This window comes from Oceanicola sp. 22II-s10i, assembly GCF_002210105.1.
GTDB lineage: Bacteria > Pseudomonadota > Alphaproteobacteria > Rhodobacterales > Rhodobacteraceae > Pseudooceanicola.
The window spans coordinates 680,657-704,343 of the sequence record NZ_AQQU01000001.1; the positions used below are offsets into that span (position 1 = coordinate 680,657).

At 67.0% G+C, this 23,687-nt stretch carries 16 protein-coding genes; 6 read left to right on the forward strand and 10 right to left on the reverse strand.

The window, feature by feature from the left end; genetic code table 11:
• Positions 1-8: 8 nt before the first annotated feature.
• Both ATO6_RS03390 and ATO6_RS03395 read right to left on the reverse strand, forming a co-directional pair.
• Positions 9-1,184, reverse strand: coding sequence for an acyl-CoA dehydrogenase family protein (locus tag ATO6_RS03390; protein ID WP_088622519.1), 1,176 nt, complete (start codon positions 1,182-1,184; stop codon positions 9-11).
• Positions 1,185-1,187: 3 nt separating this feature from the next.
• Positions 1,188-3,323 carry an acetate--CoA ligase family protein gene (locus ATO6_RS03395; protein ID WP_088622520.1) on the reverse strand — a complete coding sequence of 712 codons (2,136 nt, stop codon included), beginning with the start codon at positions 3,321-3,323 and terminating at the stop codon, positions 1,188-1,190.
• A 211-nt stretch (positions 3,324-3,534) separates the two neighbouring features.
• Between ATO6_RS03395 and ATO6_RS03400 the strand changes: the two genes are divergently transcribed.
• The gene (locus ATO6_RS03400; protein ID WP_176440810.1) at positions 3,535-5,094 is read left to right on the forward strand and encodes a carboxylesterase/lipase family protein; all 1,560 of its coding nucleotides are present in this window, start codon (positions 3,535-3,537) and stop codon (positions 5,092-5,094) included.
• Positions 5,095-5,216: 122 nt separating this feature from the next.
• Positions 5,217-5,825, forward strand: coding sequence for a TetR/AcrR family transcriptional regulator (locus ATO6_RS03405; RefSeq protein ID WP_088622522.1), 609 nt, complete (start codon positions 5,217-5,219; stop codon positions 5,823-5,825).
• A gap of 10 nt (positions 5,826-5,835) precedes the next feature.
• On the opposite strand, the gene ATO6_RS03410 is transcribed toward ATO6_RS03405, so the two are convergent.
• A complete protein-coding gene (locus tag ATO6_RS03410; protein WP_088622523.1) occupies positions 5,836-8,028 on the reverse strand; it encodes an acyl-CoA dehydrogenase family protein in 2,193 nt (730 codons plus the stop codon).
• Between the two features lie 217 nt (positions 8,029-8,245).
• On the opposite strand from ATO6_RS03410, the gene ATO6_RS03415 reads away from it, so the two are divergent.
• Complete coding sequence (locus tag ATO6_RS03415; RefSeq protein WP_088622524.1) at positions 8,246-9,040, forward strand: enoyl-CoA hydratase; 795 nt, start codon at positions 8,246-8,248, stop codon at positions 9,038-9,040.
• Here ATO6_RS03415 and ATO6_RS03420 read toward each other — a convergent pair.
• A complete protein-coding gene (locus ATO6_RS03420) occupies positions 9,037-11,322 on the reverse strand; it encodes a xanthine dehydrogenase family protein molybdopterin-binding subunit (RefSeq protein ID WP_176440811.1) in 2,286 nt (761 codons plus the stop codon). The two genes, ATO6_RS03415 and ATO6_RS03420, sit on opposite strands and share 4 nt — an antisense overlap.
• A 190-nt stretch (positions 11,323-11,512) precedes the next feature.
• On the opposite strand from ATO6_RS03420, the gene ATO6_RS24765 reads away from it, so the two are divergent.
• Positions 11,513-12,181 (forward strand): GntR family transcriptional regulator, encoded by a 669-nt coding sequence (locus ATO6_RS24765; protein WP_176440812.1) that lies wholly within the window; start codon positions 11,513-11,515, stop codon positions 12,179-12,181.
• A gap of 22 nt (positions 12,182-12,203) precedes the next feature.
• On the opposite strand, the gene ATO6_RS03435 is transcribed toward ATO6_RS24765, so the two are convergent.
• From ATO6_RS03435 to ATO6_RS03450, 4 genes are read right to left on the reverse strand one after another with little or no spacing between them, the layout of a single operon-like run.
• Positions 12,204-13,655: an amidohydrolase family protein gene (locus ATO6_RS03435; RefSeq protein ID WP_088622526.1), complete on the reverse strand. Its 1,452-nt coding sequence runs from the start codon at positions 13,653-13,655 to the stop codon at positions 12,204-12,206.
• A 27-nt stretch (positions 13,656-13,682) separates the two neighbouring features.
• On the reverse strand, positions 13,683-14,216 hold the full coding sequence (locus ATO6_RS03440; RefSeq protein ID WP_088622527.1) for a TRAP transporter small permease: 534 nt from the start codon (positions 14,214-14,216) through the stop codon (positions 13,683-13,685).
• Between the two features lie 17 nt (positions 14,217-14,233).
• The gene (locus ATO6_RS03445; protein WP_088622528.1) at positions 14,234-15,217 is read right to left on the reverse strand and encodes a TRAP transporter substrate-binding protein; all 984 of its coding nucleotides are present in this window, start codon (positions 15,215-15,217) and stop codon (positions 14,234-14,236) included.
• A gap of 23 nt (positions 15,218-15,240) precedes the next feature.
• Positions 15,241-16,524: a TRAP transporter large permease gene (locus tag ATO6_RS03450; RefSeq protein WP_088622529.1), complete on the reverse strand. Its 1,284-nt coding sequence runs from the start codon at positions 16,522-16,524 to the stop codon at positions 15,241-15,243.
• Positions 16,525-16,655: 131 nt separating this feature from the next.
• Here ATO6_RS03450 and ATO6_RS03455 point away from each other — a divergent pair, with 131 nt between their 5' ends.
• Both ATO6_RS03455 and ATO6_RS03460 read left to right on the forward strand, forming a co-directional pair.
• Complete coding sequence (locus tag ATO6_RS03455) at positions 16,656-17,567, forward strand: LysR family transcriptional regulator (protein WP_088622530.1); 912 nt, start codon at positions 16,656-16,658, stop codon at positions 17,565-17,567.
• A gap of 125 nt (positions 17,568-17,692) precedes the next feature.
• Positions 17,693-19,330, forward strand: coding sequence for an MFS transporter (locus tag ATO6_RS03460; protein ID WP_088623388.1), 1,638 nt, complete (start codon positions 17,693-17,695; stop codon positions 19,328-19,330).
• On the opposite strand, the gene ATO6_RS03465 is transcribed toward ATO6_RS03460, so the two are convergent.
• The gene (locus ATO6_RS03465; protein ID WP_088622531.1) at positions 19,327-22,458 is read right to left on the reverse strand and encodes an efflux RND transporter permease subunit; all 3,132 of its coding nucleotides are present in this window, start codon (positions 22,456-22,458) and stop codon (positions 19,327-19,329) included. The genes ATO6_RS03460 and ATO6_RS03465 overlap by 4 nt on opposite strands.
• A 9-nt stretch (positions 22,459-22,467) precedes the next feature.
• On the reverse strand, positions 22,468-23,613 hold the full coding sequence (locus ATO6_RS03470) for an efflux RND transporter periplasmic adaptor subunit (protein ID WP_088622532.1): 1,146 nt from the start codon (positions 23,611-23,613) through the stop codon (positions 22,468-22,470).
• Positions 23,614-23,687 lie beyond the last annotated feature (74 nt).

The following is a 23,687-nucleotide window of genomic DNA, read 5'->3' on the forward strand; positions in this document are numbered from 1 at the left end:
GAACCGGCTCACAGGCCGGGAATTCGATCCTGCAGGGCGTGGCGGGCGATCAGCATCCTGTGCACCTCGCTCGGCCCTTCGTAGACGCGCATAAGACGCACATGATTTGCCATCATCTGCAAGGGCAGTTCCTTGGTCATGCCCATTGCGCCGAAACTCTGCATGGACTTGTCGATGGTGTCCCATGCCAGCTCGGTCCCCCAGAGCTTGATCATCGAACACTCCGTCCGGGCCTGTTCGCCCCGGTCGATCTTGGCCGCCGTGTTGTAGATCATCAGCCGCAGGGCGTGCAGTTTCATCTCGGCATCCGCGATCCACCACTGGATGGACTGCCGGTTCGCCAGCAGGTCGCCGAATGTCTTCCGCTGCTTGACCCATTCCTTCATCAGGTCCAGCGCGCGCCGCGTCTTGCCCGCGCACCACGCTGCCATCTGCACCCGCCGCACCGACAGCCGCATCTGCATCGGGCCAAAACCGTTTCCAAGCTCGCCCAGCAGGGCACTGCCCGGCAGCTTGAGGTCGTCGATGGCGATCTCGTAGGTATAGCGCCCGCCCAGCATCGGGATCCGGCGCGCGACCTCGAAACCGGGCGTGCCCCTGTCGACGAGGAAGGCGCTGATCCCGCCCCGCGCGCCTTTCTCGGGATCGGTCGAGGCCATGAGGATCGTGAAATCCGCGTAGCCCGCCTTGCCGATCCAGATCTTGCGCCCGTTGATGACCCAGCCGTTGCCGTCCTGCACCGCGCGGGTCTTCATCGACGCCGGATCGCCGCCGCCGCCGGGTTCGCTGATGCCAATGGCGCTGATCAGTTCACCCCGCGCATAGGGCTCCAGATACCGCGCCTTCTGCTCGTCGTTGCAGGTCTGCATGAGCATCCGCAGGTTCGGACTGTCGGGCGGGAAGTAGTAGTCGACGCAGGTCTGCGCCATCTCTTCCCACACCCCGATCATCGTGACGGCGTCGAGGTTCGACCCGCCGTATTCCTCAGGCCCGTCGAGCGCGTAGAGGCCCAGGTCCTTCGCCTTGGCGTCGAGCCCCGCCCGTTCCTCGGCGGTCAGCGCCATGCCGCCGCCCTCGGCCTCGCGCTGCATGACCACCGGCTCGAACGGCATGACATTGTCGCGCATGAACCGCCGCGCGAGGTCGCGCAGCATCTGCTGTTCCTCGGTCAGCGTGAAATCCATGGCTCAGGCCCCGTCCTTCAGGATCACCACCGCGTCGGCCACCGTCACGCCGGATCCGTCGGCATGCAGGATCACCGGGTTGAACTCCATCTCGGCGATCACCTCGCGCCCCGCCATCGCCGCGCGGCTGATGCGGGATATCAGCTCGGCCGCCGGGGCGAGGTCGATGGGCGCGGACCCGCGAAAGCCCGAGAACAGCGGTGCGGATTTCAACCCGCGCAGCAGCGCCTCGGCCCGCGCGGGGCCGATCGGGGCGGGATAGTGACTGACATCGCCATAAAGCTCGACCGCCACGCCGCCCGCGCCGATCATCATGATCGGGCCGAAGGTCGCGTCGTTCACCACGCCGACGACCAGTTCGACACCCTTGGGCGCCATCTTCTGCACCAGCACGCCGCTCACCGCCGCGCCCCTGGCCTTTTCGGCGGCGCTCGCGATGATGTCGTCATAGGCCGCCCGCACCGCGTCCGCATCGGGCAGCGCCACGCGCACCCCGCCGACCTCGGTCTTGTGCAGGATGTCGGGCGACTGGATCTTCAGCACGACCGGATAGCCCATGCCCTCGGCCGCCGTCACCGCCTCGTCCGCCGATCGCGCCAGCACGTCGCCATCGCCGCCGATGCCGTAGTCCTTGAGCCAGCGCTTGGCCTCGAACTCCGTCAGTGCGCCCGCCGTCGTGTCAGGCCGCGCCAGATCGGGGCCGTCGGGCACCACGGCGTCGGACTGGTGTTCCGCGTAGGTGACGAGCTTGGACAGCGCCGCCACGCATTCGCGCAGGTCGGTCATCAGCACCGTCCCGCCCTCCGCGGCCGTCCTTTTGGCAAAGCGCGAGGCGAGCGTATAGGCCCAGACCATCATCGGCACCTTGCCGCGCCCGGTGATGCCGATCAGCTTTTCCGGAATCAGCGCCACAGCGTTTTCCCGCGCCGCAGAGACGATGTTGAGGATGATGTCGACCTCGCCACTCTCCTCCAGCATCTCGGAGATCTGCATCGCCACCGGTCCAGTCGATGCCCCCTGCGCCGTCGTGTCCACCGGGTTCAGGGCCGAGGCGTGGTTCGGGATCAGCGGCTCGATCTTCGCCTGCAGTGCGGGTGACAGTTCCGGCACCGTCAGCCCGAAATCCTCCATGATATCCGCCGCCGTGGTCCCGCCCCCGCCCGAGGTGGTGACGATCCCGACCCGCCGACCCAAGGGCCGCGCACAGGTGGCGAAGACGGCGGCGAGCGCGACCGCCTCGTCCATCTCGCCCGCCTCGACGACCCCGTATTTGCGGAAGACCGCCTGATAGGCCGAATGTTCCCCGGTCAGCGAGGCGGTATGCGACGCGGCCGCCCGCGCCCCCGCCCCGGAGCGGCCCATCTTGCAGACGATCACCGGCTTGCCCGCCGCCCGCGCCGCCGCCGCCGACCGCGCGAACCCCGCACCGTCGCGGATCGACTCGCACAGGATGACGATCACCTGCGTGTGCGGATCGCGGACCATGACGTCCATGTAGTCGGCGATCGACAGGTCCACCTCGTTCCCGGTCGAGATCACGTGGCTGAAGCTGAGCCCGAAGTCGCGGCCACGGGTGAAGATCGCGAACCCCATGCCGCCCGACTGCGACACCACGCCGACCCGCCGGTCGGGCGCGGCGTGGATCATCTCGTCCTTGTCCAGCGCCTCGACGACCGGAGAGAAGGTCGCGCAGACCGGGTCGACGACGTTGAAATAGCCTTCGCTGTTCGGCCCGATGATCCGCATGCCCGACCGGCGGGAGATCTCCAGAAGCCGCTCCTGCAAGGCCAGCGCGTCGCCCCCTTCCTCGGCAAAGCCCGAAGAGATGATCATGACGTTCCTGGCCCCCGCCTGCGCGCAGTCCTCGACCACGTCGGGCACCAGCTTGGCCGGGATCGCGATCACGGCCAGGTCCACCGGCTCCGGCACATCACCGATGGTGGGGTAGCACTTGTAGCCACCGATCTCGTCATACTTGGGATGCACGGGATAGAGCGCGCCGGTGTAGCCGTTCTTGTGCGTGAAGTGGAACAGACGCCCCCGGATGGTGTGCACGTCCGGCGTCGCCCCGATGAACGCCATCGAGGCGGGGCGGAAGAAGTCGTCGGGCAGCGGCTGACGGGTGACGGCTTGGTCCATTTGGGGGTCCTTTCCGGTGTTTCGTCGCGGCGAAATCGCCCGGTCCGACGTCCCAGATCGGAATTCTTATCCGATAGGCGGAACCTCCCGCCAATTGCGGGCGGCGATGTTTTCAGACTCGTGGCGAGACCGGGAAACAGCTTGCCCGGTCCGCGAAACCGCAGGGAAGCTTGCCCATGCCTGCGGGCCGGACGACAGAAGGAAGCGCGCGATGAGCGTCGATGAACAGATCAGGGAAACCGACGGGGCGGTGGTTTCGACCACACTTGGCAAGCTGCGCGGGGTCAGTCGCAACGGCGTCGAAATCTTCCGTGGCATCCCCTATGCCGCCCCGCCGACAGGCGACCGTCGCTTCCGCGCCCCCGCCCCCGCCGCAGGCTGGAGCGGTATCCGCGAGGCGAAGGCATGGCCCGAAAGCTGCCCGCAGGAACGCCGCTTCGATACCGGCCTGCTGCGCTGGTATCGCTCGGCGATGACCGAGAACGAGGATTGCCTCTACCTCAACGTCTTCACCCCCGCGCCGGATGGCAAGAAGCGTCCGGTGATGGTCTGGTATCACGGCGGCGCCTTCGCCACCGGGGCCGGGACCGCGCCGGGGTTCGAAGGCTCGGCGCTGGCACGGCGCGGGGACGTCGTGGTCGTGACGGTGAACCATCGGCTGAACGTCTTTGGCTACTTCCACCCCGGCCCCGATGCGGACGACAACTTTGCCGACAGCGCGAACGCCGGGATGCTGGACCTCGTCGCCTCGCTCGAATGGGTGCGGGACAACATCGCGGCCTTCGGCGGCGACCCGGACAGCGTGACGATATTCGGCGAGTCCGGTGGCGGCGGCAAGGTCGGGCGGCTGCTGCACATGCCGGCGGCCAAGGGTCTGTTCCACCGCGCCATCCTGCAATCCAGCGGCCTTCGCTCGGCCACGCCCGAACAAGGTTCGAAAGCCGCCGCGCATCTGCTGGAGCAGTTCGGCTGGACACCCGCCGAGGCGGCGAAACTGCGCGACGTGCCCTCGGACAAACTGCTGGCCGCCCGCCTCAAGACGGTCGACGCGCTCGGTTTCGATCCGTTCGAGCCGATCCCGGACGGGCACAACCTGCCCGAAGCGCCGTTCTCCGAGGGCGCGCCCGAGATCTCGGCCGGGATCCCGATCATGATCGGCACCTGCAACAACGAGGCCTATTACCTGCTGATCGAGCAGAAAGGCGCGTTCGAGATGACACGCGAGGATGCGGTCGGGCGAATTCAGGCTCTGAACAACCTCGAAAAGGCCGCGGCCGAAGAGATCTATACCCTCTACGACCAGAAGACGCCCGGCAACAAACCGGTCGACGTCTACGCCGATGTCCTGACCGACCAGCGGTTCCGGATGAATTCGCTCCGCTGCGCGCGGCTCAAGGCGGAACAGGGAACGGCCCCCGCCTATCTCTATCGCTTCACCTGGAACAGCCCGGCGCAGGGCGGCAAGTATCGCGCGATCCACACGATCGAGGTGCCCTTCGTCTTCGGCACAATGGACACCGCGACCGAACTCGTCGGAACCGGCCCCGAACTCGGCCCGCTCTGCGACAAGGTCATGGGGGCGTGGATCGCCTTCGCCCGCACCGGCGACCCGAACGCGCCCGGATTGCCGCAATGGGATCCCTATGACGGGGAGACCTGCGGCACCATGCTCCTCGACATCGAACCGACGTTCGTTCAGGACCCGCCCGGACCCGAGCTTCAGGCGCTGGCCGGGAACGGCATTCGCGCGTCACTCAGCCGGACCGTATGACGTAACGACACGGATGGGGAATACCTCCCTGCCGGCAGGCAATTCCCTTTCCGTTGTGGTATCAAATCGTTAGAGTCTTTCCATTCTGCGGGCCTGCCCGCCACAATAGACCGGAGGCCGCCGTGAACCAGCCCTCTCCCGCCAGCGGCAAGATGCCGTCCGAGCAGCGCAAGGAACAGATCATCCGCGCCGCGACAGAGCTTTTTGCCGAGGCCGGCTATGTCGGCACATCGCTGCGTGACGTGGCCGAGAAATGCGGAATGACCAAGGCCGCGCTCTATTACCACTACCCGGACAAGGAAAGCCTGCTCAAGGCCGTCGTCAAGGCGCGGATGACACGGCTGAACGCGACGGTGGAAAAGGGTCTGGAAGGCGTCGGGGACGATCCGCTGGACCGCATCCGCGCCTTCCTCATGGCCTGCGCCAAACAGATCGACACGGACCGGTCCGGCTGGGTCGTCGGTGCGCGGATCTTCTGGTCGATTGCCAATATTCCCGACCGCGAGGAAATGATCGAGCTGCGCGATCACTTTGAATCGCTGCTCAAGAACGAGGTCGTCCGCGCCATGGATCAGGGCATCCTGCGCAAGGAGGATCCGGGCATGGTGACCCGGATGCTCCTGTCCTGGCTCAACTACATCCCGCGCTGGCACCGCCCCGGTGGCAAGATGAACGTGATGGAGGTTTCTGACGAATTCCTCCGCCTCTCGCTCGCCGGGCTGCGCGCCTGAGGGGGTCCCCTCAGGCGTTCGCCTCTGCCAGCCGTTCGGCGTAGAGCATCGCATCGCCGAAATCGAAACCCGACTGCAGCAGCCGCTTGTTCAGGCGGGTGACGGCCAGTTCCTCGGTCATGCCCATCCCGCCGTGCAGCTGGATCGCGCCATGCGCGACCTGCCGGGCGTCGCGGCTGACCCTCAGCTTGGCCATCGCCAGTGACCGGGGGCTGATGTCGCCCGCGCTCATGTCGTTCAGCGCACGCAGGGTCGTGGCCGAGGCGTTGAGGTATGTCATGAACAGCTCGGCCACCTTGTGCCGCAGCACCTGGAACTGGGCGAGCGGCTGGTCGAATTGCTTGCGGTTCAGCAGGTAGTCGATGGTCTGCTGGATCACCGGCACCATGGACCCGACGGCATCGACGCAGGTCAACAGCGTGCCGACCGGCTGCGCCATCGACAATGCCCGCGCGGCCTTGCCGCCATCCGCCAGCGTCGTGCCCGTGGCACCGTCGAAGGTGAAGTCCAGCGTGGGCCGACCATCCAGCGTCTGGTTCGGCGTCACGGTGACGCCCTGCGCAAGGTCCACCAGCACCAGCTGATCCGCCGAGGCGAGCAGCAGATGCGTCGGATCGGCCAGCCCCTCGACCCCGCCGAGCAGGCCCGAGATCGAAGGTTTTGCGCCGGTGGAGAGACTGAAGTCACGCCGGTCCAGCCCACCCTCTTCGGTCAGCAGCGCCGTGACGACGCGGGCCGAGCCGTCCATATGCGCCGCCAACGCCGCATCGCGCGCCGCGCCCGCTGGCGCATGCGCCAGCAGCAACGGCGTGACAGCGCAGGCCATCGGCAGCGACTGCGTGAGCCCGCCCCGTGCCGCGCCCTCGACGATCGCCGCGAGGTCGGCCAGCTCCGCGCCGGCACCGCCGGACTCTTCTGGCACCAGTGTCATCGGCCAGCCGAGCGCGGCGATGTCCGCCCAGGACTTCAGCCCGCCCCGCGCGGCGCGCTCCGCCTCTTCGAACATCGCGCCTGCGACGAGCGGGGGCGAAAGCCTGTCGATCTCCGTCCCGAACAGCTGCGCGGACACGAGGTTCTTCTGCACCTCGTCGGACCCGCCGACAATGGTCCGCGACCGGTTCAGGAAATAGGTCGAGATCCAGCGCAGCGCCTCGGTGTCCTTGTCATCCGGGCTTTCGGTTCCGCGCCGGGCGGCGTGGGTTGGCCCCACCGTTTCGACCGCGATGTCGCAGATCGCCTGCTGGATGTTGCAGGACGTCACCTTGATCGCCGACGGCACGATGCCGAGGTTTTCGCCCCGCATCGCCATGCCGACGGCAGCACGGCCCTGTTCCTTGAGACCCAGCATCTTGCTTTCGATCTCGATCAGCCGCAGCCGGGTGTCCGCCCGGCGGAGCGCGCCGTTCGGTTGTTTCTCGGACAGCCGTTTGACCGCGTCGAACAGCTGAAAGATCGGCGCGGTGTTCGCCCCGCCCAGCCGTTCGTGGGACAGCAGGTACTTGCCATAGGTCCAGCCCTGACCCTCTTCTCCCACGCGATTGGCCACCGGGACGCGGACGTTTTCGAAGAACACCTCGTTCACGTGGTGGATGCCGTCGATCGTCTTGATCTCTTTCACCGTGATGCCCGGCGAACTGATCGGGATCAGCAGCAGGGTGATGCCCTTCTGTTTCTTGTCCTCGGTCGAGGTGCGGACGAGGGTATAGATCCAGTCGGCCTCGTGCGCGTGGCTGGTCCAGATCTTCTGCCCGTTCACCACGTAGTCGTCGTCGTCCAGCTCGGCCTTGGTCCGGAGCGAGGCGAGGTCCGAGCCCGAGCCCGGCTCCGAATAGCCCTGGCACCACCAGTCGTCACCCTTGAGGATGCCCGGCAGGAACCGTTCGCGCTGTTCGTCGGTGCCGTATTTCAGCAGCACGGGCCCGAGGTGCCGCAGACCATGGTGATACTGCGGGGGACAGTGGGTTTCCGCCAGAACAGTGTCGAAAATATACCGCTGACGCGTGTCCCAGCCGGTGCCGCCGACCGCAACCGGCCAGTTCGGCGCGCCCCAGCCGTGATCGTAGAGAACCTTCTGCCAGCGGGCCCAGGGTTCGCGCGTCAACTTCTGCGCATTGCGCACGATCTCGCGGATGTCCGGCGGACATTTCGTTTCGGCAAACTCTCTTACTTCAGCCTCGAAGGCTGCGTAATCGACCTCGGACATATGCTCTTCCCCGTAGACTATCAGACGGCCAATTTCCTGACCGAGCGGTAGGTAGCGTATGAGGATGGTATACCCTGTCAAGCAACCGGTTTCGCACAAACACAAGCGTAGCGGAGGGGCCGGTCGGGGCACCGCGGGTGCATTTCGCTGGCAGTCCCCGACCCGGAATGTCAAAACCGGGGCAACGCGAAACAGCCCGGCAGGGCGGGAGGGTCCGATGAAACTGAACACCGACAAGATCATCGCCGAGGTCGAGAACGGCATTGGCTGGCTGACGTTCAACCAGCCGGAAAAGCGCAACGCCATGAGCCTCGAGATGTGGCAGGGCACGTCCGACGCGCTTGACGCCTTTGCCGCCGATCCCGATGTGCGGGTCGTGGTGATGAAGGGCGCGGGCGACCGTGCCTTCGTATCGGGCGCCGACATTTCCCAATTCGAGAAAAGCCGCAGCAACGCCGAGGTGGCCGAGGAATACGCCCGCATCTCGGGCGGTGCGCGCGAGCGGCTGGCCAATATCGAGAAACCGCTGATCGCGATGATCCGTGGGTTCTGCATCGGCGGTGGCCTGGCCGTCGCGATGGCCGCCGATTTCCGCATCTCGACCGACGAGGCCGAGTTCGGCATCCCCGCCGCCCGCATGGGGCTGGTCTATCCCGCAGACGCGATCAAGGCGCTGGTCGACCTGGTCGGGCCGGGGCATGCGCGCAAGATCCTCTACACCGGCCGCCGGATGAAGGCCGAAGAGGCCCTGCGTATCGGTCTGATCGAAGAGGTCACGACGCCCGAGAAGCTGGACGAGGTGGTCCGCGAGACCGCGACGCTGATCGCGAACAACGCGCCGCTGTCGATCCGCGGGTCGAAAAAGATCATCGGCCAGTACCTCGGCCGCGACCGCGATCTCGACTTTGCCGCGATGGAGCAGCTGAGCAACGAGGCGCTGGACAGCAACGACTACCGCGAAGGCCGGACCGCGTTCATGGAGAAGCGCAACCCGACCTTCACCGGCACCTAGGCGTTCAGCGCAGCCCACACCCGCGCGGGCGACGCCGGCATGTCGATATGCCGGATGCCCCGCGCGGACAGCGCATGGCAGATCGCGTTCATCGCCGCCGCCATGCCGCCCACGGTGCCCGCCTCGCCCACGCCCTTGACGCCCAGCAGGTTCAGTTCGGTCGGCACCTCGACGAATCCGCTGCGCATCGGCCCGAGGTCCGAGGCGCGGGGCATGGCGTAGTCCATGAAGGTCCCGCTCAGCAGCTGGCCGTCGGGGGAATAGCCAACCTCCTCGAACAGCGCCTGCCCGATGCCCTGCACCGCACCGCCGTGCAGCTGGCCCTCGACCAAGTAGGGGTTCAGGACGGTGCCCACGTCCTCGACCGAAGTGTAGGTCAGAACGTCGACTTTCCCCGTATCAGGGTCGATTTCCACCTCGCAGATGTGACAGCCGTTCGGGAATGTCGCCTGCGGTGACGAAAACTCGCCCGCGCCTTCCAGCACCTTGCCGTCCTCGGCGGCGCGGGTCGCAATTTCGGACAGGCTGACGACCTTGTTGCCCTCGGCCCGCAGCAGGCCCTGGTCGTATTCGATCTCGCCCTGCGACACGCCCAGCATCTGCGCCGCCTCCGTCTTGAGCGTGTCGATCAGCGCCTCGGCCCCCAGCGTGATGGCCGACCCGCAGAGTGACAGCGCCGAACTGCCGCCCGAGCCCCGGCCCTTGCCGCCCCAGTCGGTGTCGCCCTGCGCGTAATTCACCGCCTCGTAGCCGACACCCATGCTTTCCGCCGCGACGGCGGTCAGGGCGGTTTCCAGCCCCTGTCCCACCGACATAGAGCCGGAATAGAGCGTGATCCGGCCATCCGTCTCCACCCTCAGCGTGGCGAAATCCGTTGTCGGCTTGGTCCACGGCCCCGAGGCCACTTCGATCGGGTTCGCCAGCCCGATCCCGCGCAACAGGCCCCGGTCTGCCGACTCCGCCCGCCGCCCTTCGAACCCGGCGTAATCGGCCAGCTCCAGCGCCCGGTTCAGCACCCGCCCGAAATCGCCGCAGTCGTAGCGGAAGACGAAGGGCGTCTGGTAGGGCATCGCTGTCGGCGCGATCAGGTTCTGCCGCCGCAGCTCCGCCGGATCCCGCCCGGTTTCCATCGCGGCGAGGTCGATGATCCGCTCGATCATGTAGGTCGCATCCGGCCGTCCCGCCCCGCGATAGGGCGCGGTCTGCTGGGTGTGGGTGACATAGCCGATGCATTCGCCAAGGATCGCGGGCGTCTTGTAGACCCCGGCGATCCCGCCGAAGTTCCCGATCGGCGCATTGGACCGGCCCGACACGAAAGCCCCGCAGTTCACCTCGTAGCGCACGTGCAGCGCCAGGAAATTGCCGTCGGCATCCAGTGCCAGCGCGGTGTCGCCCCACAGGTCGCGCGCGTGTTCGTCGGACAGCAGGCTCTCGGCCCGCGTCGCGGTCCAGCGCACCGGACGGCCCAGGTGTCGCGCGGCCCATGCGGTCAGGATCTCCTCGCGCAGGGGGCCGGATTTCATGCCAAAGGACCCGCCGACATCGGGCGCGATAACCCGGAATTCGTCACTCTTCAGGCCGAAAGAGGCCGCGACGACCTGCCCGAAGGCATGCGGGCTCTGATGGCTGACGCAGATCGTCATCCGCCCGGCGTCGTCGCGATAGGCCAGTGCGGCGCGCGGCTCCATCGCGTTGGCGGACACGCGGGTCACGCGGCTGCGCAGGCGGGTGACATGGGCCGCACCGTCGATGGCCTTCATCACCGCATCGCCGTCTCCCTTGGCCCAGTGGAAGATCAGGTTGCCCGGCCGGTCCTCCCAGACCAGCGGCGCGCCTTCGGCCTTGGCGTCGTCGATGGTCATGACCGCCGGCAGCTCCTCATACTCCAGCACAACCGCCTCGGCCGCATCCTCGGCCGCCGTGCGCGTCGCGGCCAGCACCATCGCCACCGGTTCGCCCTGGAACCGGATCAGGTCCCCGGCCAGCAGCGGACGCGGTGTGTGCGTGCCGTCATGCCCGTCCGGATGCGGTTGCTTGAACGCGGGCACCACAGCCTTCACCCCGTCCGCCTCCAGCTCGCTGGCGGTCAGCACCGCGACCGCCCCAGCCTCAAGCGCGGGCGCAGTATCCAGCGACACGATCCGCGCCGAGGGCACATCCGCCCGGACAAACGCCACATGCAGCGCGCCGTCGCAGGGGATGTCGTCCACGTATCGCCCCCGGCCGGTGATGAGCCTGACGTCCTCGCGCCGCTTAGCCGGGCGCCTGATCTCGGTGTTCACTGTGACCTCCCTCGGGTTGGCGTTGGGTGAGCCTAGCATCGCGGCGCGGCGCGACGCGCCGCCCGGCGGGATATTTCACCCATATGGCATACCGTTTTTCCGCAATGTGCGGTTCACCCTGCCTGAAGGTCGTATTGTAGGGCCGGAAGGTGGCCGCTATCATAAGCTGGCAAACGGAAAAGGGGCCAAGATGGCTGCACGCAAGGGGAACGCGACGGGTCTGGCGCAGCACGCCTACGAGGCCGTCCGCGATGCGATCGAACACGGCAAGCTTGCGCCGGGCGATCGCATTTCGGAATACAAAACGGCGGACTGGCTGAACATCAGCCGCACCCCCGCGCGTGAAGGTCTGCTGCGGCTCGAATCCGAGGGTCTGCTGACCCATCACCCCCGCCGCGGTCTGGTCGTCGCCTCGGTCGATGCCGAGGCGCTGAAGGAGGTCTTCGCGGCGCGCGAGGTCATGGAACGTGCGCTGGCCGGGCTGGCCGCGCGCAACGCCTCGGGGCCGGAACTGGACGCCATCGTCGCCGCGTCGGATCAGGAGCCCGAGCTGATCCACGACCGCAATGCCATGATCGAGGTGAACAAAACCTTTCACGGCGCCATCCGGCAGGGGGCGCACAACCGCTACCTGACCAAGTTCATCTCGACCCTCGACGACATCGTCGCGGCGGATCACCGGGGGTCTTCGCTGGTCGACATGGAGCGGCGGCAGGCGGTGATCGGCGAGCACCGCGCGTTGGCCGAAGCCATCGCCAACCGTGACGTCGCGCTGGCCGAGCAGCGGGCCAGCGATCACATCCGCAACGCCTACGAGGCGCGCAAGCGGGTGAAGGAGCGTGAGAAGCGGGGCGAGTGACCCCGCCCCTGCTTCGTCAGACTCAGACGACCTGAACCGGTGCCGACTGTTCCAGCGGACGCCCCGGACGCGCGCCGGTCTTGACGCCGTCGGTCCAGACCTCGCGTCCGTTCACGAAGACCCGGTCGATCCCCTTGGCCGGTGCGATCGGCGCCTCGAAGGTCGCGCCTTCCTCGATCGTCCTGGGATCGAAGATCACCAGATCGGCAAAGCCCCCGACCGCGATCCGACCGCGACCGCCCAGACCGAACCGGTCGGCGGGCATCGAAGTCATGCGTTTCACCGCCTCTTCCAGCGTGAACAGACCCACATCGCGGGCATAGCGCCCCAGCACGCGCGGGAAGGTGCCCCAGACGCGGGGGTGGGGGTGCGATCCGGAGGGGATGCCGTCGGAACAGATCATCGTGTGTTCATAGGACATGATCCGCTGCACGTCCTCTTCGTCCATGATGAAGAAGATGCCGGTGGCGGGCAGCAGCCGCTGCAGCGCGTCGTCGATGTCAGTGTTCCACTGCCGGGCGATGTCGTCCAGATCGCGGCCCGCCAGTTCGGGATAGGGCTCGCTTTCGGCCACGATCACCCGCGTCGCCTGCTTGTGGCGGCCGGAATCGAGGATGGTCGAGGATGCGACCCACGGCGTGGTGTCGAGTCCGACATCCTGCCGCTTGATCGCCTCGTCGATCATCTTGAGCGTGATCTCGGATTTCCCGTGGTTCGCCAGCCCGGCGCATTTGTGATGAGACACATGCACCCCGCAGCCGCTTTCGCGACCGACCTGGAACGTCTCCTCCAGCGCCTCGATCACGCGGTCGCCCTCGTCCCGCATGTGGGTGACGTAGAGCTTGCTGTGCTGGTGCGCGATCTTGGCCAGCTCGATCAGCTCCTCGGTCGGGGCGGCGCGGGATGGCGGGTAGAAGGTGCCGGTGGACAGGCCGATGGCGCCTTCGGCCAGCGCCTGGTCCAGCGTGCGGGCCATCGCCTTGATCTGGTCCGCATCCGCCGCCTTGCCGAGGTCGGGCACCTCGTTGATCCGCAGGGTCGAATGGCCGATCAGGCAGGCGGCGTTCACCGCTGCCGGGGCCGACAGCATCCGGTCGCGATAGGCGGCGTAGGTCGGGAAGGTATAGCTCTCGTCCTCGATGATCATGCGCAGCGGGCCGGGGACCGATCCCATCTGTTTCAGCGGCGCGATGGAGAAGCCGCAGTTGCCGTTGATGACCGTCGTGACCCCCTGCGAGGTCATGAACTCCATGTCCGGGTGGGTCAGCATCGCACCGTCGTGGTGGACGTGCGGGTCGATGAAGCCCGGCGCGACCACGCGGCCGGCGGCGTCGACCTCGCGGCCCGCCTTCCAGTGTTTCAGATCGCCGGTGGCGACGATCCGGTCGTCGGTCACGGCCACGTCGCCCCTGCGGCGCGGGGCGCCGGTGCCGTCGATGATGTCCGCACCTCGAATGATGAGATCAGCCTGCATAGGGTCTCCGTTCGTGTTGTTCTGTTGTCAGGTTGCGTCCCGGTCCGGCTCAGCCGGGCCGGCGTCGCCGAACCAGCGGGCGACCAGATGGATCAGGACCAGCACGATCATCAGCGGCACCGCGATCGCGACCCAGACGGTCGAGAACGGCAGCGCGTCCGCCATCGTCCGGCTGTGGCGCAGAAGGAAGCCGCGCGCCGGGTTCATGCCGGGGCCGAAAAAGACGTGCCACAGGATCGGCAGCAGGTAGATCAGCACCACCAGCGATTTCACCAGCTCCGCCCCGGCCCGCAGCCAGACCGGGCCCTTGGTGATCCCGTTGAACAGCGCCGGGTCGAACCGCCGCTTGAACGACATGGACGCGCCGATCAGACCAGCCCAGATCATCGCGTAGCGCGCCAGTTCCTCGGTGTAGGCCGGGGGCTGGCTGAAGACGTAGCGGGCGATGACCTGCAGCATGACGGCCCCCACGAGCACGACGATCGCCGCGCCCGCCAGCACCGACGCGATCCGGTCGAGGATCGTGCTGAGGCCGATGACGGTGCGGGACAGCGTGCTCATGGGGGCCACCAATCGTTTTACTGGGCGACGGACGCCTTGGCGTCCTGCCATGCCTTCAGCTCGTCCTCGCTGAGCGAGGTGGTCCAGGTGGCGCGGGCCAGCTCTTCCATCTTTTCACGCTCGCCCGGCTCAAGCTCGGTGATCGTCACGCCCGCGGCCTCGTGCTTGGCGCGCACTTCGCCGGCCCATGCGTTGACCCAGTCGCGGTTGGCCTGAACGCCCGCCTCGATGGCTGCGTCGATCTGACCCTTCTCCTCGTCGGACAGGGCCGAATACCAGTCCTCGGAAATCAGCACGACGCGGGTCGAGGGCGTCAGGTCGACGGGGGTGAAGTGCTTGAGGAACTCGGTGTGCCCGGTCCGGATGGCCGAGTTCGGCGGGTTGAAGTAGCCGTCCGCCACGCCGGTTTGCAGCGCGTTCGCCACTTCGGACCACGAGATGATGGTGCCGGTGGTGCCAAGCGCCTCCTGCAGCGCCAGCTGTTCGGAGTTCAGCGCCCGGAAGCGCAGGTCGGCCAGGTCGGCGACCGTGGCGACGGGCTTCTTGGTGTTGTGGATGCCGATGTCCATGCCGATGTAGTTCAGCCCGACCATCCGCACGCCGTTCTCCAGCAGCGGCTCGTTGATCGTCGCCATGACGTCGGTGTCCTTGGCGACCGCGTCCAGTTCGTCCCGGCTCTGGAAGAAGAACGGCAGCTGGATGCCCTTGGCAAAGGGCGACTGGCCAAAGGTCGACGACAGCGCGGCCAGATCGACCTCGATCAGGCCCTGGGACACCTGGTCATAGCGCTCCTTTTCCGACCCGAGCGTGTCGGAGGGGAAGGATTTCACATCGAACTCCGTCCCTTCCAGCGCCTTGGCAAAGCCTGCGACGAACGCCGCTTCGGCGTTGGTCGTCGGATCGTCGGCGCCGTTGAAGGCGACCTTGACCTCGGATGCCTGCGCGGCGGCGCCGATCAGCGCGATGGCGCTGGCGGAAAGCAGTTTGGAAATGGCGTTCATGGTGTTTCTCCTCGGTTGGTGGTTCAGGCCAGACCCAGCCAGCGCGGCAGCGCCAGCGAGATGTCGGGCACGTAGGTGAGCACGAAGAGCAGCAGCACTTCGGCGATGAAGAACGGCAGAGTGGCGCGGATCAGCCGCCAGTAGTTCATCCGCACGGTCGTCGCGAGGATCAGCAGCACCCCGCCAAGCGGCGGCGACAGCAGGCCGGTGGTGATGTTGAAGCAGATGACGATCCCAAGGTGCACCGGGTCGATCCCCATGCTCAGCGCGACGGGGACAAAGATCGGAGCGAACAGCGCCACGGCGGCCTTCACGTCCATGACCATCCCGGCGACCAGGAAGATCGCGTTGATCAGCAGCAGGTACTGCGTCGGCCCCAGCCCCCAGCCCTCGACCGTCCGCGCGATGGCCTGCGGCCACTGCAGCAGCGCCGCGAGGTAGGAGAAGGTCGAGATCGCGCAGAGCAGGATGAACAGCGCGCCCAGCATGACGGCGGTGCGCTGGATGCTGGCCAGCAGGTCCGCAAGCGTCATGTTCCCGTAGGCGAAGCCGATGATCAGCGCCGCGATGACCGCGACCGCCGCCGCCTCGGCCGGAGTCATGAAGCCGAACAGCGTGCCGCCGAGAATGATGACCGGCAGCAGCATCGCCGGGATCGCCTTGAGCAGCGAGGGCAGGAACGGCGGCACATCGTCCCCCGCCCCACCCGGATGGTCGTCGCGCCAGGCGTAGAAGGCGTTCATCGCCATCAGGACAGCGGCCAGCAGCAGCCCCGGCACGATGCCGGCGGCAAACAGCGCGGTGACGTTCGTTTCCATCAGCGCGCCGTAGAAGATCAGGATCGACGAGGGCGGAATGATCGGCCCGATGATCGACGAGGCGCCGGTGATCGCCGCCGCGTAGTCCAGCGAATAGCCCCGCCTGCGCATCTCAGGCACCAGCGAGTTGCCGAGCGCGGCCGCGTCCGAGACGGCCGAGCCGGAAACGCCCGCGAAGAAGACCGAGGTCATGACGTTCACATGCCCGAGGCCGCCCTTGAGCCGCCCGAGAAAGGACATGCAGAAGTCGATCAGCGCCGTCGCCAGCCCGCCCCGGTTCATCAGGTCGCCCGCGAAGATAAAGAGCGGCATGGCAAGGAAGGCAAAGACGTCGAGCTGGCTGAACAGCCGCTGCGGCAACGCCGCCATGAAACTTTCGCGTTCGGCCACGAAGAAGGTCAGGATCGCCGATGCGCCGATCACGTAAGCGATCGCCGATCCGGCGAGCAGCCCGAGGATCGTGAATGCCACGATGAACGGCGCCTGCATCTTTGTTCGACCTTTCCCGTTTCTGACTGCTTCAAGCGTGAGAGCGGGATTGTGAAAAAGAAATAGAAATGATTTCAGGATCGCATAGCATATTGCTATGACTCCTCGCCGCGCAGATCAGGGCCTCGTTCATGAAACCGCTTACACTTCAACGCCTTCAGGTCTTCTGCTCGGTCTACGAACGGCACTCGATCACTGCGGCCGCACGAGACATGAAACTGTCGCAACCCACGGTCAGCCGCCATCTGCGCGATTTCGAGGCGGCGCTTGGCCTAACGCTGTTCGTTCTCGACAAGGGCCGCGTCCTGCCGACGCCCGAAGCCGATTCGATCTACAACGAGAGCCGGTTCCTCGAGGACGGGATCGCGCGTCTGGAACGCCGGATCGAGTCGCTGCGCAAGGGCACCGGCACGCGGCTGCCGGTGATGTCGGTGGGCCTGCTCAGCCCGCATTTCGTGCCGATGGCGCTGAAACGGACGATGGATGTGCTGCCCGGCCTGCGTGTCACCGTCGACATCGGAACGGCGGAACAGCAGACAACCTTCATGCGCGCGGGCATGGTCGAGGTCGGGCTGGTCGTCGGCAAATTCGCGGAACCTGACATCGTGTCGGAATCCATCGGCCGGGGGCGGCTGGTCGTGCTCAGCCCCGAAAACGGGCCGCTGACCCGGCTGAAGACCGTCACGCTGGAGGATCTCGTCGCCGTCCCGATGCTGGGTCTGACCGCGCGCGGGCCGCTCGGCCGCGTGCTGAACGAGGCGCTGGTCGAACGCGGCCTGCCCTATGACGACACGATCACCGGCAACTCGCTGGTTTCGGTCCCGCATCTGGTCAAGGCGATGGACCGCGCGGCTGTGGTCGATGAATTCACCGCCGCCTTTCATGGCGTGGCCGGGCTGGTCACCCTGCCGCTGGAGCCGGAGCTGCCGATCGAAATTCAGGCCATCACGATGGGTGCCGACGCGCAGAAGACCGCCGTGCAGACCTTCGTCGCCGAAATGCGCCACCTGCTGGACGAGTGGGCCGCCGGACAGCGGCCCTGAGGGGGCAAACACGGGCCTGCCTATCCGCGCCCCCTTGCGACCGGCGCGATTTGCGGGCGTTATTCGCAGAGCGGAGCGCCGTCGCATCCTCCCGTCGCCGCGACCTACCGGATCGGAGCAAGGCCATAGAACCCAAGACCAGCACCTTCGGCCCCCTCAGGAACCGCACGTTCCTCGAACTGTGGATTGCCTCGCAGATGTCGAACCTCGGCGGTCTGGTGCAGATGGTGGGGGCAGGCTGGCTGATGACCTCGCTCTCGGACAGCAGCGGGATGGTCGCGCTGGTCCAGGCTTCGAACACGCTGCCGATCATGGTGTTTTCCCTGATCGCCGGGGCGCTGGCCGACAGCTATGACCGGCGGCGCATCCTGCTGAGCGCTCAGATCTTCATGCTGCTCGTGTCGGCGGCGCTGGCCGTCAGCGCCTATTTCGACATTCTGGGGCCCTGGGGCCTGCTGGGTTTCACATTTGCCATCGGGTCGGGCATGGCGCTGTATAACCCGTCGTGGCAGGCCAGCATGGGCGATATCGTCAGCCGCCAGAACCTGTCGGCGGCGGTCGGTCTGAACGCCATGGGGTTCAACCTGATGCGTTCGGTCGGCCCCGCGCTCGGCGGGATCCTCGTGGCGATCGCTGGCGCGGCCTCAGCCTTTGCGTTCAATGCCGTCAGCTACCTGCCGACCACGCTGGCGCTCTGGCGGTGGAAGCCGCCTGCCAAATCGGAATCGCTGCCGCGCGAACCGCTCGGGCAGGCGCTCGGTGCCGGGCTGCGCTACATGTCGATGTCGCCGCATCTGCTCAAGGTGCTCGTCCGCAGCGCCATGTTCGGTTTCGCGGCCTCGTCGGCGATGGCGCTGATGCCGCTGGTGGCGCGGGACGTGCTGCAGGGCACGGCGCTGACCTACGGTCTTCTGCTCGGGTTCTTCGGCCTCGGCGCCATCGGCGGCGTGCTGATGAACAGCCGCGTCCGGTCGAAATACGCCAACGAACGGATCGTCGCCGCAGCCTTCGTCGCCTTTGCGGCCGGGATCGTCATCCTCGCCCTCGGGCGGCACATCGCGGTCAGCGCGGTCGGGCTGATGATCGCGGGGGCGGCATGGGTGCTGGCGCTGTCGCTGTTCAACGTGACGGTCCAGCTGTCGACGCCCCGCTGGGTCGTGGGCCGGGCGCTGTCGGTCTACCAGATGGCGACCTTCGGGGGCATGGCGCTCGGCGCGTGGATATGGGGGGTCGTGGCCGAGTATCAGTCGGTGACCACCGCGCTGCTGCTGGCGAGCATCGTGCTGGTGGCGGGGGCCTTCATCGGGCGCTGGATCGGGCTGGGGGAATACGGCTCGCTGGACCTCGATCCGCTGAACACCTTTGCCGAGCCGCAGCTGCGCATCGACCTCAGGGCGCGGTCCGGGCCGATCGTCATCATGATCGACTATGTCATCGCCGAAGAGGACGTGGACGAATTCCTGGCCCTGATCCACCGGCGACGGCGGGTGCGAATCCGCGACGGCGCGCGGCACTGGTCGCTGCTGCGCGATCTGGAGAACCCGGACCTTTGGAGCGAGCGGTTCCACGTCGCGACGTGGAACGACTACCTGCGCCACAACTCACGCCGGACCAAATCCGATCTGGAAAGCTTCGAGGCGCTGCTGGCGCTGCACCGCGGGCCGGGACGGCCCAGGGTGCATCGCCTGATCGAACGCCAGTCCGTCCCCCGGCACGAGGATTTCCCGCTCAAACCGGTGCAGCCGGACATGCCCCAGCACTAGGTCGTGCCGTGGGCAGGCGCCTGAGCTTTGGCCTTTGCCTTTCGCCGCGTGAACAGCCGGTTCACGATCACGAAGAACAGCGGCACCAGAAGCACGCCCAGCACGGTCGCCGACAGCGTCCCGCCCAGCACGCCCGCGCCAATGGCGTTGCGCCCGCCAGAACCCGCGCCGGTGGAAAGCACCAGCGGCAGAACCCCCAGCGAGAACGCCATCGAGGTCATGACGATCGGCCGGAACCGCTGTTTCGCCGCCTCGACCGTGGCGGTCAGCAACGGCTCGCCGGATTCGACCCTGTCCCGTGCGAATTCCACGATCAGGATCGCGTTCTTGCCGGTCAGGCCGATGACCGTCAGCAGGCCGACCTGGAAGAAGACGCCGTTTTCATAGCTGCCCGCCCAGGCCCCGACCAGCGCGCCCAGCACACCGATGGGCATGGCCAGCATCACGGCAAAGGGGATCGACCAGCTTTCATAGAGCGCGGCCAGCGACAGGAACACCGCCGCCAGTGACAGCGCGTAGAGCAGCGGCGCCTGGTTGCCCGATTGCCGCTCTTCCAGCGACAGGCCGGTCCACGAGATGCCGAAGCCCTGCGGCAGCTGCGCCGCCAGCCGCTCCATCTCGGCCATCGCCTCGCCCGAGGTGACGCCGGGCGCGGGGTTGCCCTGGATCTGCATGGCGGGGACGCCGTTGTAGCGGTAGATCCCCTGCGCGCCGAGCGCCCACGACCCTTCGGCGAAGTTGGCAAACGGCACCAGCCCGCCCGAGGCGTTCCGCACCCGCCACTTGGAAATGTCGGAGGGCGTCGCGCGGCTGTTGGCCTGACCCTGCACGTAGACGCGCTTGATCCGGCCCCGGTCGATGAAGTCGTTCACATAGGCCCCGGCCCAGGCAATCCCCAGCAGGGTCGACACGTTCGACGCGGAAATCCCCATGGCCCCGGCCTTGCGCCAGTCGATATCGAGGTTGAATTGCGACGCGTCCTCCAGCCCGTTCGGCCGGACCCCCGCCAGCAGCGAGCTCTGCGCCGCCATGCCGAGCAGCTGGTTGCGGGCCGCCACGAGTTCGTCATGGCTCTGCCCCCCGCGCGCCTGCAGGAAGAAGTCGAAGCCCGAGGCATTGCCAAGTTCCGGCACCGAGGGCGGCACGATGGGGAACACCATCGCGTCCTGTATCTGGGACAGCGCGCCATAGGCCCGCCCCGCGACCGCCTGCACCGACAGCGCCGGGCTTTCCCGATCGTCCCAGTCCTTCATCCGGACAAAGGCCAGCGCCATGTTCTGCCCCTGCCCCGCGAAGCCGAAGCCCGCGACGCCGAACACCGCGTCGACCGCATCGGCCTCGTTCTCGAGGAAGTAGGTCTCGACCCGGTCGATCACCGCCTCGGTCCGTTCCAGCGTCGCGCCAGTCGGGGCCTGGATCATGACCAGCATCATCCCCTGGTCCTCGTCCGGCAGGAACCCGGTCGGCGTCCGCATGAACAGCAGGCCCATGGCAGCGACAAGCGCCAGGTAGACCAGCGTCATCCGGAACGGCCGTTTGACAATTCCGCCGACGGACCGGCCATAGCCGCGCAGCGTGGCGTCGAAGCCCCGGTTGAAGAGGCCGAAGAAGCCGCCCCGCTTGCCGTGGCTCTGCCGCAGCATCGTCGCGCAGAGCGCGGGCGTAAGGGTCAGCGCCACCACGACCGACAGCGCCATGGCCGACACGATGGTGATCGCGAACTGCTGATAAATCACGCCCGTCGACCCGCCGAAGAAGGCCATCGGCACGAACACCGCCGACAGCACCATCGCGATCCCGATCAGCGCGCCGGTGATCTGGCCCATCGACTTTTTCGTCGCCTCGTAGGGGCCGAGCCCGTCCTCTTCCATCACCCGCTCGACGTTCTCGACCACCACGATGGCGTCATCGACCAGCAGGCCGATGGCCAGCACCATGGCCAGCATGGTCAGCGTGTTGATGGTGAATCCCATGGCCGCCATGATGCCGAAGGTGCCCAGCAGGACGACCGGCACCGCCAGCGTCGGGATCAGCGTCGCGCGCAGGTTCTGCAGGAACAGGTACATCACGAGGAACACCAGCACGATCGCCTCGATCAGCGTGTGGACCACCGACTCGATCGAGATCTCGACGAACGGCGTGGTGTCGTAGGGAATGACGTAATCGATCCCCTCGGGAAAGAACTCCGCGAACTCGGCCATCCGGTCATGCACCAGCTGCGAGGTGTCCAGCGCGTTCGCGCCGGGGGCAAGGCTGATCGCCATGCCGGTCGCCGCCTGCCCGTTATAGGTGGCGGTGAAGTTGTAGCCCTGCGCCCCGATCTCGACCTCGGCCACGTCGCCCAGCAGGACCAGCCCGCCGTTCGGCTGCGCGCGCAGGACGATCTGGCGGAAATCCTCGGGCGTCTGCAGCAGCGACTGCGCCGTGATCGTGGCGTTTAGCATCTGCCCCTCGGGCGCCGGGCGGTTGCCGAAGGCGCCGGCCGAGATCTGCGCGTTCTCGGTCGAGACCGCCGCCACCACATCCGACGGCGTCAGTTCGAAGGCCGACAGCTTGGACGGATCCAGCCAGATCCGCATCGCATAGGGCGAGCCGAAGACCTGCACCGAGCCGACGCCCTCGATCCGCGACATCTCGTCGACGAGGTTGGTCTGCAGGTAGTCGGCAAGGTCCGTCTCGTCCATCGACCCGTCGGGCGAGATCAGCGAGATCACCATGAGGAACCCGGCCGAGGACTTGCGCACCGTGACCCCCTGCCGCTGCACGCTTTCGGGCAGCAGGGGTGTCGCCTGTGACAGCTTGTTCTGGACCTGCACCTGCGCGATGTCCGGGTCCGTCCCCGTCTCGAAGGTCAGAGTGATCGACGCCGTCCCGGCGGATGACGAGTTGGACGACATGTAGCGCATGCCGTCGAGACCGGTCATCTGCTGTTCGATCACCTGCGTCACGGTATTGGCCACCGTCTGCGCCGAGGCGCCCGGATAGACCGCGCTGACGGAAATCGAGGGCGGCGCGATCTGCGGATACTGCGCGACCGGCAGCGTCAGGATCGACAGGACCCCGACGCCCATGATGATGATGGAGATGACCCACGCAAAGATGGGCCGGTCGATAAAGAATCGTGCCATGTCAGGCCCTTACTCTGCGGGTGCCGCGGCTGCGGTTTCGGTCCGTTCCTGCGGCTGCACCGTCGCGCCGGGGGCGATACGCTGCAGTCCGGCGACGATCACCCGGTCGCCCGCGGTCAATCCGTCGGTCACCACCCAGTTCGCGCCGCTGTCCTGTGCGACGGTCAGGGCGCGCACCTCGACCGCGCCCTCGGCATTGACGATCATCGTCTGCGGATTGCCGCGCCGGTCGCGCGTGACGGCCTCCTGCGGGACGAGGTAGGCGTTCTCGATCATCGCGGTCGGCATATCGACCTGCACATACATGCCCGGCAGCAGCAGCATGTCGGGATTGGGAAACTCGATCCGCAGGACGACGACGCCGGTCAGCTCGTCCACATGGGGCTCGGCCGCCGTCAGCAGGCCGGTCTGCTCATAGGCCGATCCGTCCGCCAGCGTCAGCGACACCTCGACATCGTCCAGATTGCCGTTCGACCCGCCCCGCCGCCGCTGCAGCAATTCCGCCGCCGACTGGGTGACGTCGACATGCACCGTGTCCAGCTTGCGGATCGTGGCCATAGCGACGCTCTGCCCAGCCGTGACAAGCGACCCCGGCGACACCTCCGACAGGCCGATCCGCCCGGACAGCCGCGCCTTGACCTCGCTGTGCTCCAGCTGGATCTGGGCGGTGCGCAGCGCGGCATTCGCCACGTCGACCTGCGCCAGCGCCGTGTCGCGCGCCGAAACCGCCGCATCGGTGGCCTGCTGGGTCGCGACACCCCGCTCGCGCAGCTCGTTGACGCGGTTGAACTCGCGCTCTGCCGCGCGGAGCTGCGCCTCGGCGGAACTGACCGAGGCCTGCGCCTGCGCGACAGCCGCCTCGTAGGTGGTGGGGTCGATGCGGTAGAGCACGTCGCCTTCGGCCACCATGGATCCTTCGCGGAACAGCCGCTCGGTGATGATGCCGTTGACCTGTGGCCGCACCTCGGCCTCGGCCGAGGCACGGACCCGTCCGGGCAGCGTGGCCGACAGCGTGATCGTCTGCGGCTGCATCGTGACGACCGTCACCTGCGGCGGCGGCATCTGTCCGGCCTGCTGCGCCGTCGCAGCACCGCCGAGGCTGATCGCGACGGCAAGCATGATCGCCGTGACCGGCGTCCGAACGCTCCTGGCCATGACTGGCTCCTTCCGGGTGTCGAGGGAATTCCGCTTGGAAGCGGCCCTTGGGTGACATACAAGACTTGTGGGTC

Bases quoted from the DNA above. Each gene is read 5' to 3' on its own strand.
- ATO6_RS03390 (WP_088622519.1), bottom strand. From the start codon at position 1,184: ATGGATTTCACGCTGACCGAGGAACAGCAGATGCTGCGCGACCTCGCG.
- ATO6_RS03395 (WP_088622520.1), bottom strand. From the start codon at position 3,323: ATGGACCAAGCCGTCACCCGTCAGCCGCTGCCCGACGACTTCTTCCGC.
- ATO6_RS03400 (WP_176440810.1), top strand. From the start codon at position 3,535: ATGAGCGTCGATGAACAGATCAGGGAAACCGACGGGGCGGTGGTTTCG.
- ATO6_RS03410 (WP_088622523.1), bottom strand. From the start codon at position 8,028: ATGTCCGAGGTCGATTACGCAGCCTTCGAGGCTGAAGTAAGAGAGTTT.
- ATO6_RS03415 (WP_088622524.1), top strand. From the start codon at position 8,246: ATGAAACTGAACACCGACAAGATCATCGCCGAGGTCGAGAACGGCATT.
- ATO6_RS24765 (WP_176440812.1), top strand. From the start codon at position 11,513: ATGGCTGCACGCAAGGGGAACGCGACGGGTCTGGCGCAGCACGCCTAC.
- ATO6_RS03435 (WP_088622526.1), bottom strand. From the start codon at position 13,655: ATGCAGGCTGATCTCATCATTCGAGGTGCGGACATCATCGACGGCACC.
- ATO6_RS03440 (WP_088622527.1), bottom strand. From the start codon at position 14,216: ATGAGCACGCTGTCCCGCACCGTCATCGGCCTCAGCACGATCCTCGAC.
- ATO6_RS03445 (WP_088622528.1), bottom strand. From the start codon at position 15,217: ATGAACGCCATTTCCAAACTGCTTTCCGCCAGCGCCATCGCGCTGATC.
- ATO6_RS03450 (WP_088622529.1), bottom strand. From the start codon at position 16,524: ATGCAGGCGCCGTTCATCGTGGCATTCACGATCCTCGGGCTGCTCGCC.
- ATO6_RS03455 (WP_088622530.1), top strand. From the start codon at position 16,656: ATGAAACCGCTTACACTTCAACGCCTTCAGGTCTTCTGCTCGGTCTAC.
- ATO6_RS03465 (WP_088622531.1), bottom strand. From the start codon at position 22,458: ATGGCACGATTCTTTATCGACCGGCCCATCTTTGCGTGGGTCATCTCC.
- ATO6_RS03470 (WP_088622532.1), bottom strand. From the start codon at position 23,613: ATGGCCAGGAGCGTTCGGACGCCGGTCACGGCGATCATGCTTGCCGTC.